Source organism: Enterobacter cloacae complex sp. FDA-CDC-AR_0164, from assembly GCF_003071645.1.
GTDB lineage: Bacteria > Pseudomonadota > Gammaproteobacteria > Enterobacterales > Enterobacteriaceae > Enterobacter > Enterobacter ludwigii.
The window spans coordinates 2,830,330-2,849,744 of sequence record NZ_CP028950.1; the positions used below are offsets into that span (position 1 = coordinate 2,830,330).

Genomic DNA, 19,415 nt, shown 5'->3' on the forward strand with positions numbered 1-19,415 from the left:
CTGACAGGGAAAAGCGGGTGACAGAGCAAATCGATTATCAGATTGAAAAATACAGATTTACCGAGGCGAATGAACCTCCGCGTCTTACCCGTCAGTGGGCCGACGTTTTAAGCGAGTGCAAGGCGATCCAGGCCGGGGCCGAGGCGCGTCTGCGTATTGCCCTGACCAATGTCGATTACGTTACCAGCTTTGAGCTGCCTTTCCGCCTGCTGCTCGTGCGGACACCTCAGTTAATTGCCGGGTTGCGTGATGAACTGCAGCTCAGCCAGAAGAATGTCATTTTTAACGGGAAGCGGTTTGGCTGTGTCTGGAGCGTGAAGTCCGATTTGAGCGGTGTACCTGACGTTTTTCAATATCATCTGTCCACACGTATACGGCGAACGGAAGCGACACAATTGACCGCGGAACCTTTTCTGCAGATAGCCAAAGAAATTAAGCCCCCCACGGAACGTCTGAAGCGTGCTCTGTTAAGTGGTCTGGAGGTAACCGCGCTTGATGCGCTGTTCTGGTTTGGGATCCAGCGGATTGCTGCTGAGGTGTCACGTCTGAGAAAGGCCGGAATGAGAATTATCACTGCGGAAAAACAGGTATTTGATAATCTTACCGGAACCACTCGCCTTGTACCGGTGTATCGGCGCGCCGATGAGAGCATGGTGTCCCCTGCAGGAATCGAACCTGCAACTAGCCCTTAGGAGGGGCTCGTTATATCCATTTAACTAAGGGGACAAGGCGGCACGAGTATAGCCTCATTTACACTTTGCGTTAAGCTCATCGCCGCCTGACTGCTCAAAGAGTCACCATTCAGGTCGTTTTTTTTGCAGATTTATCATCGTTTTCCCGCGCTTTCTGTTCGGCCTTGCGCTTATTAGACATGTCGTTACGGATTTGCGCATGGCTTAACAGTGCGAAGATAAACGTTCCGCCGCAGATATTGCCTGCCAGCGTCGGCAGGGCGAACGGCCAGAAAAAATCGCTCCAGTGAAGCGTACCATTAAAGACCAGATAGAGGATTTCAACGGTTCCGACCACGATGTGCGTGGTGTCAGCCAGCGCTATCAGCCAGGTCATTAATATGATCACGACAATTTTGGCGCTGCCCGCGGAAGGAAACATCCACACCATGGTCGCGATTATCCAGCCGGAGATGATGGCATTCGAGAACATTTCGAACGGCGTGTTTTTCATTACGTCCATACCGATTTTCACGAAGGCATCCCGGGTGGGCTCATCGAATATCGGCATATATTCAAATGCCCATGCCGCCACGCCTGTACCGATGATATTCCCCAGCAGCACCACGCTCCATAAACGCATCAGTAAACCGAAATTACCGAGGGTAGGGTTTTGCATCACCGGGAGAACGGCGGTAACGGTGTTTTCAGTAAACAGCTGCTGGCGCGCCATAATGACAATCACAAAGCCAAAGGTGTAGCCGAGATTTTCAAGTAAAAAGCCACCGGGTACCCCTTCCAGTTGCACATGAAATATGCCCTTGGCGAGGAGTGAGGCGCCCATCGACAAGCCTGCCGCGATGGCCGACCAAAACAGAGCCATGGCATCACGCTCCATCTCTTTTTCGCCATCCTGTCGGATATGTTCATGGATCGCCATCGCACGGGAAGGAAGGCGATCTTCATTGATTTCTATCTCCTCACCGCGCTCTTTTTCCTCGCTTTCAATTTCAATTTCCTCATTACTCTCGCCAATTTTTTCTTCGCCCACTTCTTTCATAGCCACTCCAACACGATGATCTTTCTATAAAGCGTAGCGGCTTTTAATGAAATGCCCGTGGGGATGCTCTTAAATTGGCGGCAATGGCAACAAAGGCGATACATCTCATTAAAAGACATTATAAAATTGCCAGCGAAACGAATTCTAAAAGCCAGGCTATGCTGAGATCAGAGTGACGGTGGTTACTGCCCGTAATTGTGCTCGTAGACATCGGTAAACGTGCTGTTACAATCACTTGCACGTTTACAGGCGGAGCAACCCATGCTCCGTTACGGATGGCAATCAACGATAGCCATACTGAACAGGGAGATATTTATGAAACTTCGGCTGTCGGCGCTTGCGCTGGGCGCGACGATGCTTGTGGGCTGCGCCAGCTCTGGAGAGCAAACGGGACGCTCCGATCCTCTCGAAGGATTTAACCGCTCAATGTACAGCTTCAACTACAACGTGCTGGACCCGTATGTGGTTCGCCCGGTGGCAGTTGCATGGCGTGATTATGTTCCACAACCTGCGCGTAACGGGTTGAGTAACTTCACCAGTAACCTGGAAGAACCTGCGGTGATGGTGAACTACTTCCTGCAGGGCGATCCGTATCAGGGTATGGTGCACTTTACCCGCTTCTTCCTGAACTCATTGCTGGGGATGGGGGGCTTCATCGATGTTGCCGGTATGGCGAACCCGAAACTTCAGCGTGAGCAACCGCACCGTTTCGGCAGTACGATGGGGCATTATGGCGTGGGTTATGGCCCATATGTTCATCTGCCATTCTACGGCAGTTTCACCGTACGTGATGACGGCGGCGACATGGTGGATACGCTGTATCCGGTTCTGTCGTGGCTGACCTGGCCGCTGTCGGTAGGGAAATGGACGGTGGAAGGGATCGAGACGCGTGCGCAACTGCTTGATTCGGACGGTCTGCTGCGTCAGTCTTCTGACCCGTATATTATGGTCCGCGAAGCTTACTTCCAGAATCACGACTTTATTGCCAATGGCGGCAAGCTGAAGCCGGAAGAGAATCCGAACGCGAAAGCAATCGAGAACGAATTAAAAGATATCGACTCGGAATAAAGATATCGACCCGGAATAAAGAAAAAAGGTGAGCCATGCTCACCTTTTTTAATCCCTGCGCGATTAGAACGCGTAGTTGAAGTTCATGCCATACAGCCAGGCTTTACCTTCAGAAGAGAACTCATACGGCCCCTCCTTAAAGTTAACTTTTTGACCGTGCATGTAAGAGATGCCCGCATCGATAGAAGCATCTTTATTGAAGGCATAGGTTGCACCTGCGCTCAGCCAGAAGCGGTCCTGGTCCGGAATGGAGATGGAACGCTTGTCAGCCGGTACCGGACTATCATCGAAGGCAATACCGGTACGGAATGTCCAGTTGTCATCCATATAGTAGGTGGTACCCAGCGCGATACGGTAGGCATCACGGAAGCTTTCATCTTTATAGAAGAGCGTGTCACCATTGCTGTTGGTCGCTTTCAGCTCCTGGAACTGGCTCCAGCTGGTGTAGGTCAGACTATAGTGAACCGCCCACTGCGGCGCCACTTTGTTATAACCCGACAGTTCCCACATTTCTGGCAAGTGCAGGCTCAGAGAACCGCCAGTGGTACGGCCGTCGGTGCCCATTGGCAGGCCGAAGCTACCCAGAATCTGGTTATAGGCTGAAGGCAGGCTGCTCTTATAATCGCCATCGAAGTCAATTTTCACTTCGGAACGGTAGGTTAAACCGTAGCGGTTATTTTTATCGATTTCATAAAGGATACCGGCGTTCCAGCCGAAGCCCCATTCGTCACCCTTAAGGTAAGCAATTTGGGTATCTGCCGGAATACCTGCAACCTGCTGTGCCAGACCCGGAATTGGTGGCAGAGCGCCTGAGCCAGCAACGACTTTACCCAGGTCACCCGCGTAGCGCTCGATCTTCGCTTTAGCATAAACCGCATCAAAGCCGACGCCGAAGCTCCAGTGGTTGTCCAGACGGTAAGCACCGCTCAGGTTCAGGTTCAGGGTTTCAAGGTCGGTTTTACCGCCATACGCCCCTGCGGCGTAGTTATTATTAAACTCGGTAGCCAGACCGTAGTTAGACGTCACGGAAGCGCCCCAGCCGAACTGGTCATTAATTGGCGCAACGAAGTGGAGGTTTGGCACCCAGGCTGTTGGCGCGATGTTGTCTGCCTTCAGGCTGGCGCCTGTTGGCGAGCGGCCCGAGATATCAACACCCGGATCAACAAAGATTGCACCAGCAGAGAAGGTCGGACGATCGAACATCATGATCAGTGCAGGGTTACGACTCGCGTTGCCCGCATCATCAGCAATTGCGCCTTCCCCGGAATACGCACGGCCAAGGCCAGAGGAAGAAAATTCGTTTAACTGAAAGCCCGCGGACCAGGCGGACGTAGAGACGATTGCCACTGCGACTGCCAGCGCAGTCTTTTTGAACAGGGTTTTCTGGCTCATGACCATAACCTCATTGAGTTATTTTTATTCAATAATTGTTACATACCGTAACAGGAGCGCGAAGTGTAGGGTCTGAGGTATGACATACAAATCAGACCAGTGGCGAGAGTATAGGTCTGACCAGCCAGAATGTTGCAAGTTTGTTTATTAATATTTTCAAACATGTTTCTTGAAACGAGATCTGGTTGGCAAAATTGTGACCATTGCGAATCGTCTGAAAGGGTGATTTTTGTTCTAGATCATTTTTTAGTGTGATATTGGTCACTTATCCGCTTTTGCGCCATTAACGGCTGGAGAGAGCCAGCCCCGGGGCGTAAAATAGCAGCATCGTGTTTATCTCGCGTCTTGCGCGAATACAGAGGAAATTGAGCTATGAGTAAATGCAGTGCTGATGAAACCCCGGTTTGCTGCTGTATGGATGTTGGTACCATCATGGACAACTCCGATTGCACCGCCTCTTACAGCCGTGTATTCAGCAACCGCGCCGAGGCGGAAGAAACCCTGGCCGCGCTGAGCAAACGTGCACGTGAAGTCGAATCCGATCCGTGCGAAATCAAATCCACCTTTACTGACGTGGACGGTGGTGTGAAGCTGGATATCGACTTTGTGTTCGCCTGCGAGGCGGAAACGCTGATTTTCCAGCTGGGTCTGCGCTAACCTCAACGGCGTAATGCCCTCATCCTGGCCCTCTCTCACAGTAGAGGGTGCACACTAAAACGGTAACCTTCGGGTTACCGTTTTGCTTTTGTTTTCGCAGAGACATTTTCTTTTTCTTCTCTGTGCCTTAGCTCGCACTTTTTCGTTTCCCTGATTGGCTGAATGTAAAAAAATGGTTAAGACTGTTATCAGGTCAGACCACTTTATGTTTGAGTAAAAAATTTTACAGGGGAAGGTTATGAGTCAGGCGTTACCGCTTATTACCCGTCAGGGCGATCGCATTGCCATTGTCAGTGGATTACGTACGCCATTTGCACGTCAGGCGACAGCGTTTCATGGCATACCGGCTGTCGATCTGGGGAAAATGGTGGTGGGGGAGATGCTGGCTCGCAGCGAAATTCCGCCTGAGGTCATCGAGCAGCTGGTTTTTGGCCAGGTTGTGCAGATGCCTGAAGCACCCAATATTGCGCGAGAAATCGTCCTCGGTACGGGGATGAACGTCCACACTGATGCCTACAGCGTCAGCCGGGCATGTGCTACCAGTTTCCAGGCGGTGGCTAATGTGGCTGAAAGCCTGATGGCAGGTACCATTCGCGCTGGGATCGCCGGCGGGGCGGACTCCTCTTCGGTTCTGCCGATTGGGGTCAGTAAAAAGCTGGCCCGGATCCTGGTTGACGCCAACAAAGCCCGTACCGTCGGTCAGAAACTCAAACTTTTCTCACGCTTACGCCTGCGTGACCTTATGCCTGTACCGCCCGCAGTGGCGGAGTATTCCACCGGTCTGAGAATGGGCGATACCGCCGAGCAGATGGCAAAAACTTACGGGATCACCCGTGAGCAGCAGGATGCGCTGGCTCATCGCTCACATCAGCTGGCGGCGAAAGCCTGGTCGGAAGGCAAACTGGCTGATGAAGTCATGACGGCGTACATCCCGCCATACCGTGAACCGCTCTCAGAAGATAACAATATTCGCGGCAGTTCGACGATGGCGGATTACGCCAGGCTCCGTCCGGCATTTGACCGCAAACACGGTACCGTCACGGCCGCCAACAGTACTCCGCTGACGGACGGTGCCGCCGCGGTGATCCTGATGACGGAATCCCGTGCCAAAGAGCTGGGCATAAAACCGCTGGGCTACCTGCGCAGCTACGCCTTCACGGCGATAGATGTGTGGCAGGACATGTTGTTAGGGCCGGCGTGGTCCACTCCGCTGGCGCTGGAACGCGCGGGACTTACCCTCGCGGATTTAACCCTCATTGATATGCACGAAGCCTTTGCCGCACAAACCCTGGCAAACATACAACTGCTGGCGAGTGAACGTTTCGCGCGCGATGTCCTTGGCCGGGCGCATGCCACTGGCGAAGTGGATCAGAGCAAATTTAACGTTCTGGGTGGTTCCATCGCCTACGGTCATCCATTTGCGGCGACGGGAGCGAGGATGATCACCCAGACATTACATGAGTTACGTCGCCGGGGCGGTGGTTTTGGTCTCGTAACCGCCTGCGCAGCGGGTGGTCTGGGCGCGGCAATGGTTCTGGAGGCTGAATAATGGATATGCCATCTGCATTTAATCTGACGGTACGCCTCGATAACGTCGCCGTTATTACTATCGATGTTCCCAACGAAAAGATGAACACCCTGAAAGCCGAGTTCGGCGTTCAGGTGCGCGCGATGCTAAAGCAGATCCGCGAGAACAAAGCGATTCGCGGCCTGGTGTTTATCTCGGCGAAACCGGACAACTTTATTGCCGGAGCCGATATCAACATGATTGCCAGGGCGCAAAACGCTCAGGAAGCCGAAGAGCTGGCGCGTCAGGGGCAACAGGTCATGGCGGAGATCCATGCGCTGTCTATCCCGGTCATCGCGGCGATCCACGGTGCCTGTCTGGGCGGTGGGCTGGAGCTGGCGTTGGCCTGTCACAGCCGCATTTGTACCGACGATGCGAAAACCGTTCTGGGCCTGCCTGAAGTACAGTTAGGCCTCCTGCCAGGCTCCGGCGGGACGCAGCGTCTGCCGCGTCTGGTTGGGGTCAGCACTGCGCTGGAAATGATATTAACCGGCAAACAACTGCGTGCCCGTCAGGCGCTGAAAGCCGGCCTGGTCGACGAGGTGGTTCCTCACGCCATTTTGCTTGAGGCGGCGGTTGAACTGGCGCTCAAAGGACGGCAGGCAAAACGTCCTCTGCCGGTGCGTGAGCGCGTGCTGGCCGGGCCACTGGGCCGCACACTCCTGTTCAGCATGGCGGGCAAGAAAACCGAACAAAAAACCAAAGGCAACTACCCGGCGGCGAAACGTATCCTTGAGGTTATTGAAGTGGGCTTATCTCAGGGCAGCAGCAGCGGCTATGTCGCAGAAGCAAAAGCCTTTGGTGAGCTGGCAATGACGCCGCAGTCTCAGGCGCTGCGTAACATCTTTTTTGCCAGTACAGAGGTAAAAAAAGACCCCGGCAGCGAGGCGCAACCTGCCCCGCTGCATGCCATTGGCGTACTGGGTGGCGGGCTGATGGGGGGCGGAATATCTTTTGTTACCGCCAGCAAAGGCAAATTGCCTGTACGTATCAAAGACATCAATGCGAAAGGAATCAATCACGCGCTGCAGTACAGCTGGCAGAACCTTAATCAAAAGGTTAAACGCCGCCATATCAAGGCCAATGAGCGTGATAAAACCCTGGCACTGATCTCCGGCACGACAGACTACAGCGGTTTTGCCCATCGCGATCTGGTGATTGAAGCGGTGTTTGAAGACCTGGCGCTTAAGCAGCAGATGGTGGCTGACGTTGAGCAACATTGCGCACCCCATACCATTTTTGCGTCGAACACCTCGTCATTGCCCATTGGTGATATTGCGGCCAGAGCCCAGCGTCCGGAGCAGGTGATTGGCCTGCACTATTTCAGTCCGGTTGAAAAAATGCCGCTGGTGGAGGTTATCCCGCACGCCAGTACCAGCCCGCAAACCGTTGCTACCGTGGTTAAACTGGCCAAAATGCAGGGGAAAACACCGATAGTGGTGGCGGACAAAGCCGGCTTTTACGTTAACCGCATTCTGGCGCCTTATATAAATGAAGCGATGCGGCTGCTGACGGAAGGGGAGAAGATCGAACACGTCGACGAGGCGCTGGTGAAGTTTGGGTTCCCCGTTGGCCCAATCCAACTTTTGGATGAGGTGGGAATCGACACCGGCACTAAAATTATACCTGTGCTGGAAGATGCTTATGGAGATCGTTTTAGCCCGCCTGCAAACATTGTTTCTGCAATTTTGAAGGACGATCGCAAAGGCAGAAAAAATGAACGCGGTTTCTATCTTTACGGCGCGAAAGGGCGTAAAAGCAAGAAACAGGTCGACCCTTCGGTTTATGGGCTTATTCCGACAACCGGTCAGGGGAAACTGTCACCCGTTCAGTGTGCTGAACGCTGTGTGATGATGATGCTTAATGAAGCGGCACGCTGCTTTGGTGAGCAGGTGATTAAAAGCGCGCGCGATGGTGACATCGGTGCGGTATTTGGCATTGGTTTCCCGCCGTTCCTCGGCGGCCCGTTCCGTTACATGGACACTCTCGGTGCGGGTGAAGTGGTTGCGATCCTGCAACGTCTGGCCTCGCAATACGGTCCGCGGTTTACACCGTGTGACGAATTATTGCAGATGGCGGAACGGGGCCAGACATTTTGGCCTTCAAGGGAAACTGTCCTCGTAAGTTGAGGTCAAAAAAGGGTAAATCCTGAAGTGTATGAACCTGTTTTGGCGATTTTGTAAACAGAGATTGACTATACTTACGCCATTGAGGTAAAAAACAGCGTTTCATTCACCGAATGGATCAGGCACAATGCCCGACCATCGGGTTTTCTACCTCGGAGCGGTAATCGCGGGTAGTCAACGCCGGTGATTCTGGTTAACAAAAGCGGTGCAATATGCAAGTTTTTATCATGCGTCACGGCGACGCGGCACTCGATGCCGCCAGTGACTCAGTACGTCCTTTGACCGTCTGTGGCTGCGACGAATCTCGTCTGATGGCGACCTGGCTTAAAGGTCAAAAAGTCGACATCGAACGCGTTCTGGTGAGTCCGTTCCTGCGTGCAGAACAGACGCTGGAAGTGGTGGGGGAGTGTATGAACCTGCCAGCCAGTGTGGATGTTCTCCCGGAACTCACCCCGTGCGGTGATGTCGGCCTTGTCAGCGCTTATCTTCAGGCGCTGTGCAATGAAGGTGTCGCTTCCGCGCTGGTCATTTCCCACCTGCCACTCGTTGGCTATCTGGTATCTGAGCTGTGCCCGGGCGAGACGCCGCCGATGTTCACGACTTCCGCCATTGCCAACGTCGCTCTCGACGAAACGGGCAAAGGGGTCTTCAACTGGCAAATGAGTCCGTGCAATCTGAAGATGGCAAAAGCTATCTGATGTGACGTGCGATATGGCGGGGAGCAGAACATGCCTCCCGCCGTCCTGTCAGGGTAATTCTGGCGGCTGCCACTCTTCTACTTCAATCAACATCAGTAATGCGGCATCTCCGCCGTACTCTTTGGGTGCCTGATGAAACGCCATCACGTGGGGGTGCTGAGCCAGCCACAGCGGTGTTTGTTGCTTCAGGATATGTTTGCCGTGGCCGTGCATCACGCAGGCGCAGAAAACATGTTCGCGACGACAGGCGGCAATTAACGCGCCCAGCTCCTGCTTCGCCTGCATCTGCGTCAAACCGTGCAGATCAAGAAACAGTTCGGGCGAGTAATCCCCCCGGCGTAATTTTTTCAGCTCAAAGTGGCTGACATCTTCCCGTACGTACTTCACCGCGCCCTGCGTATTGAGCAGGGGCTGAAATTCATCTGAAAAATAGTGGCTATTATCCGCCTGCTCCTGGAGCAATCGCTTGACCGGGACTTCCGTGATTTTTTTGCGCATCGGACGGTGGACAATGATGTCCTGCTTGATTTGACGCGTCCCGGTCATCAGCTGACGGAAGAGCGCCTGATCCTCCTCGCTAAGGGATGTTTTCTTTTTCATGGGTCATTCTCATCTCGTATTTCCGACAGTGTACCCGACTAAACGCATTTTTTAACCTCAAGCGCGACGCGTCATTGCTGATTTATCGCCGTCTTCATGGCAAACTAGCCGCCGAAAATTATGCGAGCATGCCCTGGAGGAAAGAGTGGATAAAATTTTTGTCGATGAAGCAGTAAACGAGCTGCATACCATACAGGACATGTTGCGATGGTCGGTTAGCCGCTTCAGCGCCGCAAATATCTGGTACGGGCACGGTACCGATAACCCGTGGGATGAGGCCGTTCAACTGGTGCTGCCGTCCCTCTACCTGCCGCTCGACATTCCGGAAGACATGCGTACCGCACGCCTGACCTCCAGCGAAAAGCACCGTATCGTGGAGCGTGTTATCCGCCGCGTTAACGAGCGCATTCCGGTTGCCTATTTGACCAACAAAGCCTGGTTCTGTGGACACGAGTTCTATGTTGATGAACGCGTTCTGGTGCCGCGCTCGCCGATTGGCGAACTGATCAACAACCACTTTGAAGGCCTGATTAACCATCAGCCAGAGCATATCCTTGATATGTGTACCGGCAGCGGCTGTATCGCGATTGCCTGTGCGTACGCCTTCCCGGAAGCGGAAGTGGATGCCGTGGATATCTCCACCGATGCGCTGGCTGTTACCGAGCACAATATTGAAGAGCACGGTCTGATCCATCACGTTACGCCAATCCGCTCCGATCTGTTCCGCGATCTGCCAACGCTGCAGTACGATCTGATCGTCACCAACCCGCCGTATGTTGATGCGGAAGACATGTCCGATCTGCCAAACGAATATCGCCACGAGCCGGAGCTGGGTCTGGCGTCAGGCTCTGATGGCCTGAAGCTTACCCGTCGCATTCTGGCCTGCGCGCCGGATTATCTGACCGACGACGGTGTTCTGATTTGTGAAGTGGGCAACAGCATGGTACATCTGATAGAGCAGTACCCGGATGTGCCGTTCACCTGGCTCGAGTTCGATAACGGCGGTGACGGCGTCTTTATGCTGACCAAAGCGCAGCTGCTTGACGCGCGCGAATACTTCAGCATTTACAAAGATTAATCCAGCGGGCTTCGGCCCGTTTCACAACGCTCAAACACAAATAACGACATCGGAGCCGTGATGGCAGGAAACAGTATTGGACAATTATTCCGGGTGACCACCTTTGGTGAATCGCACGGGCTGGCACTGGGCTGTATCGTTGACGGCGTACCGCCAGGCATCGAACTGACCGAAGCCGATTTACAGCACGACCTCGACCGTCGTCGTCCGGGGACTTCTCGCTACACCACGCAGCGTCGCGAGCCGGACCAGGTCAAAATTCTTTCCGGCGTTTTCGAAGGCCGCACCACCGGCACCAGCATCGGGCTGCTGATTGAAAATACCGATCAGCGCTCGCAGGATTACGGCGCCATCAAAGATGTGTTCCGTCCTGGACATGCCGATTACACCTACGAACAAAAGTATGGCTTCCGTGATTATCGCGGCGGCGGACGTTCGTCTGCCCGTGAAACCGCGATGCGCGTTGCGGCAGGGGCTATCGCCAAAAAATACCTGCAGCAGAAATTTGGCATTGTGATCCGCGGCTGTCTGACCCAGATGGGCGATATTCCACTGGCTATCAAAGACTGGGATCTGGTCGAGCAAAATCCGTTCTTCTGTGCCGATGCAGATAAGCTGGAAGCGCTGGACGAACTGATGCGTGGCCTGAAAAAAGAGGGCGACTCCATTGGTGCCAAAGTCACCGTCGTGGCTGATGGCGTACCGCCAGGCTGGGGTGAACCGGTATTTGACCGTCTGGATGCGGACATCGCTCACGCACTGATGAGCATCAACGCGGTGAAGGGCGTAGAAATTGGCGACGGTTTTGACGTCGTTGCGCTGCGGGGCAGCCAGAACCGCGACGAAATCACCAAAGACGGTTTCCAGAGCAACCACGCGGGCGGCATCCTCGGCGGTATCAGCAGCGGTCAGCAGATTATTGCCAATATTGCGCTGAAACCGACTTCCAGCATTACCGTGCCAGGCCACACGATTAACCGCTCTGGCGAAGAAGTTGAGATGATCACTAAAGGACGTCACGATCCCTGTGTGGGGATCCGTGCGGTGCCGATCGCAGAAGCGATGCTGGCGATCGTACTGATGGATCACTTCCTGCGCCAGCGCGCGCAGAATGCGGATGTGACGACCACCATTCCACGCTGGTAAACATGAAAAAAACCGTCATTGCTCTGCTGGCACTGCTTGCCAGTGGAGCCAGTCTGGCCGCGACGCCATGGCAGAAAATCACCCATCCTGTGGCGGGCAGCGCGCAGTCTATTGGCGCGTTCTCGAACGGCTGTATCGTTGGGGCACAGGAACTTCCGCTGCAGTCCGATACCTATCAGGTGATGCGTACCGACCAGCGTCGTTATTTTGGCCACCCGGATCTGGTGCTGTTTATCCAGCGTCTGGGAAACCAGGTGCATAACCTGGGGCTGGGCACGATGCTGATTGGCGATATGGGGATGCCTGCCGGCGGTCGGTTCAACGGCGGACACGCCAGTCACCAGACCGGTCTCGATGTCGATATCTTCCTGCAACTGCCGAAAGCGCGCTGGAGTTCAGCCCAGTTGCTGAAACCGCAGGCGCTGGATCTGGTGGCGCGCGACGGTAAAAACGTCGTGCCATCGTTGTGGACGCAGGACGTCTTCAGCATGATTAAGCTGGCGGCGAAAGATAACGATGTCACGCGGATTTTCGTGAACCCGGCCATCAAGCAGCAGCTCTGCCTGGATGCCGGCACCGATCGCGACTGGCTGCGTAAAGTGCGCCCGTGGTTCCAGCATCGTGCACATATGCACGTTCGTCTGCGCTGCCCGGCAAACAGCCTGGAATGTGAAGATCAGCCGTTACCCCCGCCAGGCGATGGCTGTGGTGCGGAACTGCAGAGCTGGTTTGAGCCGGCAAAACCTGGAACCTCTAAGCCTGAGAAGAAGACACCGCCTCCGTTGCCGCCTTCCTGCCAGGCGCTACTGGATGAGCATGTACTTTAATGGATAATTTCGTCGAACTGTTTATGGTGTCGCCGCTTCTGCTGGTGGTGCTTTTCTTTGTGGCGATGCTGGCCGGGTTTATTGATGCTCTGGCGGGCGGCGGTGGTTTGTTAACCGTACCGGCGCTGCTGGCCGCGGGCATGAGCCCGGCACAGGCGCTCGCCACTAACAAGCTTCAGGCGTGCGGCGGCTCGCTCTCCGCGTCGCTCTATTTTATTCGCCGTAAGGTCGTCAGTCTGGCTGACCAGAAGCTCAATATCCTGATGACCTTTATTGGTTCGACCTCGGGTGCACTGCTGGTTCAGCATGTACAGTCCGATATTCTGCGCCAGATCCTCCCCATTCTGGTTATCTGCATCGGTCTCTACTTTTTGTTGATGCCAAAGCTCGGGGAAGAAGACCGGCAGCGTCGTCTGCATGGCCTGCCGTTCGCTCTTATCGCGGGTGGCTGCGTCGGGTTTTACGATGGCTTCTTTGGCCCCGGAGCAGGCTCGTTCTATGCCCTTGCGTTCGTGACGCTGGCCGGCTTTAATCTCGCTAAATCCACCGCCCACGCCAAAGTGCTCAATGCGACGTCAAACGTCGGCGGCCTGCTGCTGTTTATCATTGGTGGCAAAGTTATCTGGGCAACCGGATTTGTGATGATGGCAGGGCAGTTTTTAGGCGCACGCGCGGGCTCGCGTCTGGTATTAAGCAAAGGACAGAAGCTCATTCGCCCGATGATTGTTGTCGTCTCAGCGGTCATGAGTGCCAAACTGCTTTATGACAGCCATGGACAAGAGATCCTCACCTGGCTGGGAATGAATTAATGAACACAACCCATAAATACGAACAGCTGATTGAGATTTTTGATGGCTGTTTTGCTGATGATTTTAATACCCGTCTGATTAAAGGCGACGACGAACCGATCTATCTTCCTGCTGATGCGGACGTGCCGTATAACCGTATCGTGTTCGCACACGGCTTTTACGCCAGTGGGTTACACGAGATTTCGCACTGGTGTATTGCGGGGAAAGCGCGTCGTGAGCAGGTGGACTTCGGCTACTGGTATTGTCCGGACGGACGTGACGCCGCCACGCAGAGCCAGTTTGAAGATGTGGAGGTGAAACCGCAGGCGCTGGAATGGTTATTCTGTGTGGCGGCAGGTTTCCCGTTCAACGTCAGCTGTGACAACCTCGAAGGAGAGGTCGAGCCAGACCGTATTGTCTTCCAGCGCCGCGTTCATGCGCAGGTGATGGAGTATCTTGAGAAAGGCATCCCGGAACGCCCGGCGCGCCTGATCGAGGCCTTAAAGAATTATTACCACACGCCGGAGATCACGGCGGAATGCTTCCCTTGGCCGGAAGATCTTTAACAGAGGAAAGAAGATGATCGCAGAATTTGAATCACGCATTCTGGCGTTAATTGATGACATGGTGGAACACGCCAGTGATGATGAGCTGTTCGCCAGCGGTTATCTGCGTGGTCACCTGACGCTGGCTGTCGCTGAGCTGGAAGCAGGGGACGATCACTCTGCCGAGGCCATTCATGATGAAGTGAGCCGCAGCCTGGAGAAAGCGATCCAGGCAGGGGAACTCTCTCCGCGTGACCAGTCATTAGTGCTGGGTATGTGGGACACCCTGTTCCAGCAGGCAAAAGCCAGGTAGTCATTTCTCCTCCCTCTCCCGGTGGGAGAGGGAGGACATCGACCCGTACGTTACTTCACCCTTTTTCCTTTCAGTAACTTCCGTACCCACAAACGGTTGGGATTGAGCCCCGCAAGCGTAACGCTGTCCAGCGGAACGGGCTCATCACTCATCTGTGCCGCCAGCACTTCGGCCAGCAACGGCGCTGAGCATAATCCCCGTGAACCGAGTCCCCCGAGCATAAACAGCTGCGGATAAACTGGCGCACTCACCGCGGTATCACGGTTTTCAGCAAGATCCTGATAGGCCTCAAGCGTTGCTTCATAGTCAGGCACATTTCCCGCCATCGGCAGATGGTCCCGGGTGGCACAGCGTACGCCACAGCGCGCGTCACCGGCGCTGATATCCACCTCTTTTGCCCAGTCGGCCTGCGGGAAGCAGTTGAGCAGGCGCTGGCGATTTTGCTGCTGATCGTCTTCGCTGTAGCGCATGTCGGTCTCACCGCGATGGTAGCTGGCACCAATGCAGTGGTGGCCGTTGGACGGATTTTGTGGCGTCAGATAGCCGTCGTAGCAGAGTACCTGCTGCAGTTTTTCCAGCGCTGGCGAGGTGGGGATATGGCTGACCTGGCCGCCGACAGGGTAAAGCGGCAGCTTTTCCGTCTGGTTGAACTGGCTGATAGGGTGACCGTTGGCCAGCACTACGCAGGTATGCTGCGCCTCTTCGCCGGTGGTGAAATGCAGGTTCCAGTGCTCCGTGTGGTGAAGTGAGGCGACCTGGCGGGAATAGTGCACTGTCAACCCGCGCGACTGCGCCAGCGCAATGGCTGCCGTGGTCAGATCTGCCGGACACAGCCAGCCACCGAGCGGATAGTGGATACCGTCGCAGCCCGTATCGACGCCCGCGGTTTCGGTTATCTGCTGCGCATTCACCGCCCGGGCAATTTCGAGCGGCAGACCCAGCGACAACATGTGCGCGATTTTTTGCTGGCTCTTCTCATCCCAGCCCAGTTGCGTAACGCCACACCAGTCGTGGTCAAACGCCACAGGCAGGGCATCATACAGGCGCCGGGCAAAGGTAAAGGCTACCGGGAAAAACTGGCTCAGCGCCGGATCGTGAGCGCTTAACAGTGGGTAGAGCGCCCCCTGGCGGTTGCCGGAAGCGCCCTTTGCCGGCGCGTCGTCGGCGCAGTAGAGCGTTACCTGCCAGCCACGGTGTAAAAGCGCGAGCGAAAGCAGGGCGCTGGCAATCCCGCCGCCGACAATTGCTACCTCTCGTGAAGTGCTGGCGCTGCGTGAAAACCAGGGCGTCTGAGCGGGGATCTCCAGCATCTGATCCATTCTTCCGACCAGCATGTCGCGCTTGCGACCAAAACCTTTGGTCTTTTGCATGGTAAAGCCGGCCTCCTGCAATCCGCGGCGGACAAAGCCTGCCGAGGTGAAGGTCGCGAGCGTTGCGCCAGGACGCGCCAGGCGTGCCATGGCGTTAAACAGATGCTGGCTCCACATGTCCGGATTCTTGGCGGGAGCAAAACCATCGAGGAACCATGCGTCCACTTTCTGGTTCATCGAATCATCAAGCTTATCGGTCAGATCATTGATGTCGCCGAGCCACAGATCCAGCGTGACGCGTCCGCCGTCCAGCAGCAGACGATGACAGCCGCCGAGGTGCGGCGGCCACTGCGCCTGAAGCTGCTCCGCCCATGGCGCAAGTTCCGGCCAGTGCTGATGGGCCAGACGAAGGTCATGCGCGGTGAGCGGAAATTTTTCAAAACTGATGAAATGTAATCTTTGCAGTGTAGCGTCAGGGTGAGCAGCGTGAAACTGATCGAACATCTGCCAGAGGGTGAGAAAATTCAGACCGGTGCCAAACCCGCTCTCGGCGACCACGAACAGACTGCGCGGATGCGTGGGGAAACGGGCGTTTAACTGGTTTCCGTCGAGGAAAACATAGCGGGTTTCTTCCAGTCCGTTATCATTAGAAAAGTAGACGTCATCAAAATCTCGGGAAACAGGTGTACCCTCAGCGTTGAATTCGAGGTTGGCGGGTTGTATAGCGTTTTGTTTCACGTAAGTTACTCGTCTGACAGGCAGTGACACGATCTTAACGATGTGCGTCCATCGGTGCAAATTTCCGCAGAAAATGTCTGATCGGACTTGTTCGGCGTACAAGTGTACGCTATTGTGCGACTCGAAACTTAATATAGTGCGACTTACAGAGGTATTGAATGAAACGTGCAGTGATTACTGGCCTGGGCATCGTTTCCAGCATCGGTAATAACCAGCAGGAAGTCCTGGCATCTCTGCGTGAAGGACGCTCCGGGATCACTTTCTCTGAAGAGTTTAAAGATTCAGGTATGCGTAGCCACGTATGGGGTAACGTCAAACTGGACACCACCGGTTTGATTGACCGTAAAGTGGTTCGTTTCATGAACGATGCCTCTATTTATGCTTATCTCTCCATGCAGGAAGCGATTGCGGATGCGGGTCTGAGCGCGGAAGTTTACCAGAACAACCCACGCGTAGGTCTGATCGCCGGTTCCGGTGGCTCATCTAAAGCGCAGGTCTTTGGTGCCGACGCAATGCGTAGCCCACGTGGTCTGAAAGCGGTAGGTCCTTATGTTGTGACTAAAGCCATGGGTTCAGCGGTTTCCGCTTGCCTGGCGACCCCGTTCAAAATCCACGGCGTTAACTACTCCATCAGCTCTGCCTGTGCGACCTCCGCACACTGCATCGGTAATGCGGTTGAGCAGATCCAGCTGGGTAAACAGGATATCGTGTTTGCTGGCGGCGGCGAAGAACTGGGCTGGGAAATGGCCTGTGAATTCGACGCAATGGGGGCACTGTCCACCAAATATAACGAAACTCCGGATAAAGCATCCCGTACCTATGATGCGCACCGTGACGGTTTCGTTATCGCAGGCGGCGGCGGTATGGTTGTGGTTGAAGAGCTGGAGCACGCGCTGGCGCGTGGTGCGCACATCTACGCTGAGATCGTGGGCTACGGTGCAACGTCTGACGGCGCTGACATGGTGGCTCCATCCGGTGAAGGCGCAGTGCGCTGCATGAAGATGGCGATGCACGGCGTTGACACACCAATCGACTACCTGAACTCCCACGGTACCTCTACTCCGGTAGGCGACGTGAAAGAGCTGGGTGCGATCCGTGAAGTGTTCGGTGACAACAGCCCGGCTATCTCTGCGACCAAAGCCATGACCGGTCACTCTCTGGGTGCTGCTGGCGTTCAGGAAGCGATCTACTCTCTGCTGATGCTGGAAAATGGCTTTATCGCCCCAAGCATCAACATTGACGAAATGGACGAGCAGGCCGCAGGTCTGAACATCGTGACCCAGCCTAAAGAAGCGACACTGACTACCGTCATGTCCAACAGCTTCGGTTTCGGCGGTACTAACGCCACGCTGGTGATGCGTAAGTACAACGCATAAGTTCTGACTGATTCAAAAGGGGAGCCTGACGGCTCCCTTTTTTTATGCATTGACAAGCGGCTGATCTCGCAGGCAAACTTCCTACCTCAACATTATCCTCACGATAATGCGTAAGCGTTCAACGTCAACCAACGCACCTAAATCCTGGTTATCAGGAAGAGGGGGCGTGGTTTTTCCCCGCCTTACTCTTCATTTCGGAGTAAAGCATGACTGCAGTCACTCAAACAGAAACAACCTCTTCAGCGAACGTCTCGCTGTTTCGCATCGCGTTTGCGGTGTTCCTGACCTATATGACCGTCGGCCTGCCGCTGCCGGTGATCCCGCTGTTTGTTCATCAGGAGCTGGGCTATGGCAACACCATGGTCGGCGTCGCTGTGGGTATTCAGTTCCTGGCTACGGTATTAACCCGCGGTTATGCCGGACGTCTGGCGGATCAGCACGGGGCAAAACGCTCGGCGTTACAGGGCATGTTTGCCTGTGGTCTGGCGGGAGGTGCATGGCTGCTGGCCGCTCTCCTGCCGGTTGACGCTGCGTATAAATTTGCGCTGCTGATCGTGGGGCGTTTAATCCTGGGCTTTGGTGAAAGCCAGCTCCTGACCGGTACGCTGACATGGGGTATGGGACTGGTGGGGCCTGCACGCTCCGGCAAAGTCATGTCCTGGAATGGCATGGCCATTTATGGCGCGCTTGCCGCAGGCGCCCCGCTCGGGTTGCTTATCCACAGCCACTTTGGCTTTGCCGCGCTGGCAGCGACCACCCTGATGCTGCCGCTGCTGGCATGGGCATTCAACGGTCCGGTGCGTAAAGTCCCTGCCCATAAAGGGGAGCGCCCGTCTTTGTGGAGCGTGGTGGGTCAAATCTGGCAGCCGGGCCTTGGCCTGGCCCTGCAGGGTGTCGGTTTTGCGGTAATCGGTACGTTCGTCTCGCTCTACTTTATGAGCCGCGGCTGGGCGATGGCAGGTTTTACGCTGAGCGCCTTTGGTGGCGCATTTGTCTTAATGCGCGTGCTGTTCGGCTGGATGCCGGATCGTTTTGGCGGCGTGAAGGTTGCAGTGGCATCACTGGTGATTGAAACTCTGGGTTTGCTGTTACTGTGGAATGCACCCGTTGCGTCCGTAGCGTTGTTAGGCGCGGCGTTGACCGGCTGCGGATGCTCGCTTATTTTTCCGGCGCTGGGCGTGGAGGTGGTAAAACGTGTCGCCCCGCAGGTGCGTGGCACGGCGCTTGGCGGCTATGCGGCGTTTCAGGATATCTCATACGGGGTAACCGGGCCGCTGGCAGGTCTGTTAGCGACGTCGTTCGGGTATCCGTCTGTTTTCCTGGCGGGCGCGGTTGCAGCGGTTGTGGGCATTGTGGTGACGCTGGTGGCGTTTCGTCAGTCTTAGCGGTTAAGTGCCGGGGCGGCAAGCCTTCCCCGGTGTGCTGTCGGCCCGGCAGGCGTAGCGCCACCGGGCG

Annotated in this window: 18 protein-coding genes and 1 tRNA gene; 14 read left to right on the top strand and 5 right to left on the bottom strand. The window is 55.1% G+C overall.

The genetic code is table 11. The annotated features are described in order from the left end of the window. The first annotated feature begins 17 nt into the window (after positions 1–17). Complete coding sequence (locus AM410_RS13935; RefSeq protein ID WP_020883106.1) at positions 18–692, top strand: helix-turn-helix domain-containing protein; 675 nt, start codon at positions 18–20, stop codon at positions 690–692. Here AM410_RS13935 and AM410_RS13940 read toward each other — a convergent pair. After that, a tRNA-Arg gene (locus AM410_RS13940) sits at positions 652–726 on the bottom strand. The two genes, AM410_RS13935 and AM410_RS13940, sit on opposite strands and share 41 nt — an antisense overlap. Positions 727–801: 75 nt before the next feature. Beyond that, the gene (locus AM410_RS13945) at positions 802–1,731 is read right to left on the bottom strand and encodes a formate/nitrite transporter family protein (RefSeq protein ID WP_108647969.1); all 930 of its coding nucleotides are present in this window, start codon (positions 1,729–1,731) and stop codon (positions 802–804) included. 315 nt (positions 1,732–2,046) lie between these two features. Here AM410_RS13945 and mlaA point away from each other — a divergent pair, with 315 nt between their 5' ends. Next, a complete protein-coding gene (mlaA, locus tag AM410_RS13950; RefSeq protein WP_020883108.1) occupies positions 2,047–2,799 on the top strand; it encodes a phospholipid-binding lipoprotein MlaA in 753 nt (250 codons plus the stop codon). A gap of 63 nt (positions 2,800–2,862) precedes the next feature. Here mlaA and fadL read toward each other — a convergent pair whose 3' ends face one another. Beyond that, complete coding sequence (gene fadL, locus AM410_RS13955; RefSeq protein WP_020883109.1) at positions 2,863–4,191, bottom strand: long-chain fatty acid transporter FadL; 1,329 nt, start codon at positions 4,189–4,191, stop codon at positions 2,863–2,865. A 372-nt stretch (positions 4,192–4,563) separates the two neighbouring features. Between fadL and AM410_RS13965 the strand changes: the two genes are divergently transcribed. The 4 genes from AM410_RS13965 (at position 4,564) to sixA (ending at position 9,239) form a co-directional block, all read left to right on the top strand. Beyond that, positions 4,564–4,848, top strand: coding sequence for a YfcZ/YiiS family protein (locus AM410_RS13965; protein WP_014171053.1), 285 nt, complete (start codon positions 4,564–4,566; stop codon positions 4,846–4,848). Between the two features lie 238 nt (positions 4,849–5,086). Beyond that, on the top strand, positions 5,087–6,397 hold the full coding sequence (gene fadI, locus AM410_RS13970; protein WP_032678623.1) for an acetyl-CoA C-acyltransferase FadI: 1,311 nt from the start codon (positions 5,087–5,089) through the stop codon (positions 6,395–6,397). After that, entirely contained in the window at positions 6,397–8,544 is a 2,148-nt protein-coding gene (gene fadJ / locus AM410_RS13975; RefSeq protein WP_108647971.1) for a fatty acid oxidation complex subunit alpha FadJ, read from the top strand. Before fadI ends, fadJ begins: the two co-directional genes overlap by 1 nt. A gap of 209 nt (positions 8,545–8,753) precedes the next feature. Further along, positions 8,754–9,239 (top strand): phosphohistidine phosphatase SixA, encoded by a 486-nt coding sequence (gene sixA, locus AM410_RS13980; protein ID WP_014171048.1) that lies wholly within the window; start codon positions 8,754–8,756, stop codon positions 9,237–9,239. A 48-nt stretch (positions 9,240–9,287) separates the two neighbouring features. On the opposite strand, the gene smrB is transcribed toward sixA, so the two are convergent. Further along, positions 9,288–9,839: an endonuclease SmrB gene (gene smrB, locus AM410_RS13985; RefSeq protein WP_108647972.1), complete on the bottom strand. Its 552-nt coding sequence runs from the start codon at positions 9,837–9,839 to the stop codon at positions 9,288–9,290. Positions 9,840–9,984: 145 nt separating this feature from the next. Between smrB and prmB the strand changes: the two genes are divergently transcribed. The 6 genes from prmB to AM410_RS14015 are packed head-to-tail and all read left to right on the top strand — an operon-like array spanning position 9,985 to position 14,536. Then, complete coding sequence (gene prmB / locus AM410_RS13990) at positions 9,985–10,917, top strand: 50S ribosomal protein L3 N(5)-glutamine methyltransferase (RefSeq protein ID WP_014171046.1); 933 nt, start codon at positions 9,985–9,987, stop codon at positions 10,915–10,917. Between the two features lie 60 nt (positions 10,918–10,977). Next, positions 10,978–12,063, top strand: coding sequence for a chorismate synthase (aroC, locus tag AM410_RS13995; RefSeq protein WP_025203566.1), 1,086 nt, complete (start codon positions 10,978–10,980; stop codon positions 12,061–12,063). Between the two features lie 2 nt (positions 12,064–12,065). After that, positions 12,066–12,890 (top strand): penicillin-insensitive murein endopeptidase, encoded by an 825-nt coding sequence (gene mepA / locus AM410_RS14000; RefSeq protein WP_014171044.1) that lies wholly within the window; start codon positions 12,066–12,068, stop codon positions 12,888–12,890. Continuing rightward, positions 12,890–13,699, top strand: a complete 810-nt coding sequence (locus tag AM410_RS14005) for a sulfite exporter TauE/SafE family protein (RefSeq protein ID WP_014171043.1) — start codon at positions 12,890–12,892, stop codon at positions 13,697–13,699. Before mepA ends, AM410_RS14005 begins: the two co-directional genes overlap by 1 nt. Further along, complete coding sequence (locus AM410_RS14010) at positions 13,699–14,244, top strand: elongation factor P hydroxylase (protein ID WP_047743002.1); 546 nt, start codon at positions 13,699–13,701, stop codon at positions 14,242–14,244. The genes AM410_RS14005 and AM410_RS14010 overlap by 1 nt, the downstream gene beginning before the upstream one ends. Before the next feature lie 13 nt (positions 14,245–14,257). Further along, positions 14,258–14,536: a YfcL family protein gene (locus AM410_RS14015; protein WP_020883115.1), complete on the top strand. Its 279-nt coding sequence runs from the start codon at positions 14,258–14,260 to the stop codon at positions 14,534–14,536. Between the two features lie 50 nt (positions 14,537–14,586). Here AM410_RS14015 and mnmC read toward each other — a convergent pair whose 3' ends face one another. Then, a complete protein-coding gene (gene mnmC, locus AM410_RS14020; RefSeq protein WP_108647974.1) occupies positions 14,587–16,584 on the bottom strand; it encodes a bifunctional tRNA (5-methylaminomethyl-2-thiouridine)(34)-methyltransferase MnmD/FAD-dependent 5-carboxymethylaminomethyl-2-thiouridine(34) oxidoreductase MnmC in 1,998 nt (665 codons plus the stop codon). A 158-nt stretch (positions 16,585–16,742) separates the two neighbouring features. Between mnmC and fabB the strand changes: the two genes are divergently transcribed. Continuing rightward, positions 16,743–17,960, top strand: a complete 1,218-nt coding sequence (fabB, locus tag AM410_RS14025) for a beta-ketoacyl-ACP synthase I (RefSeq protein WP_014171039.1) — start codon at positions 16,743–16,745, stop codon at positions 17,958–17,960. 206 nt (positions 17,961–18,166) lie between these two features. Continuing rightward, positions 18,167–19,345 (top strand): MFS transporter, encoded by a 1,179-nt coding sequence (locus AM410_RS14030; RefSeq protein WP_108647976.1) that lies wholly within the window; start codon positions 18,167–18,169, stop codon positions 19,343–19,345. Positions 19,346–19,415: the final 70 nt, after the last annotated feature.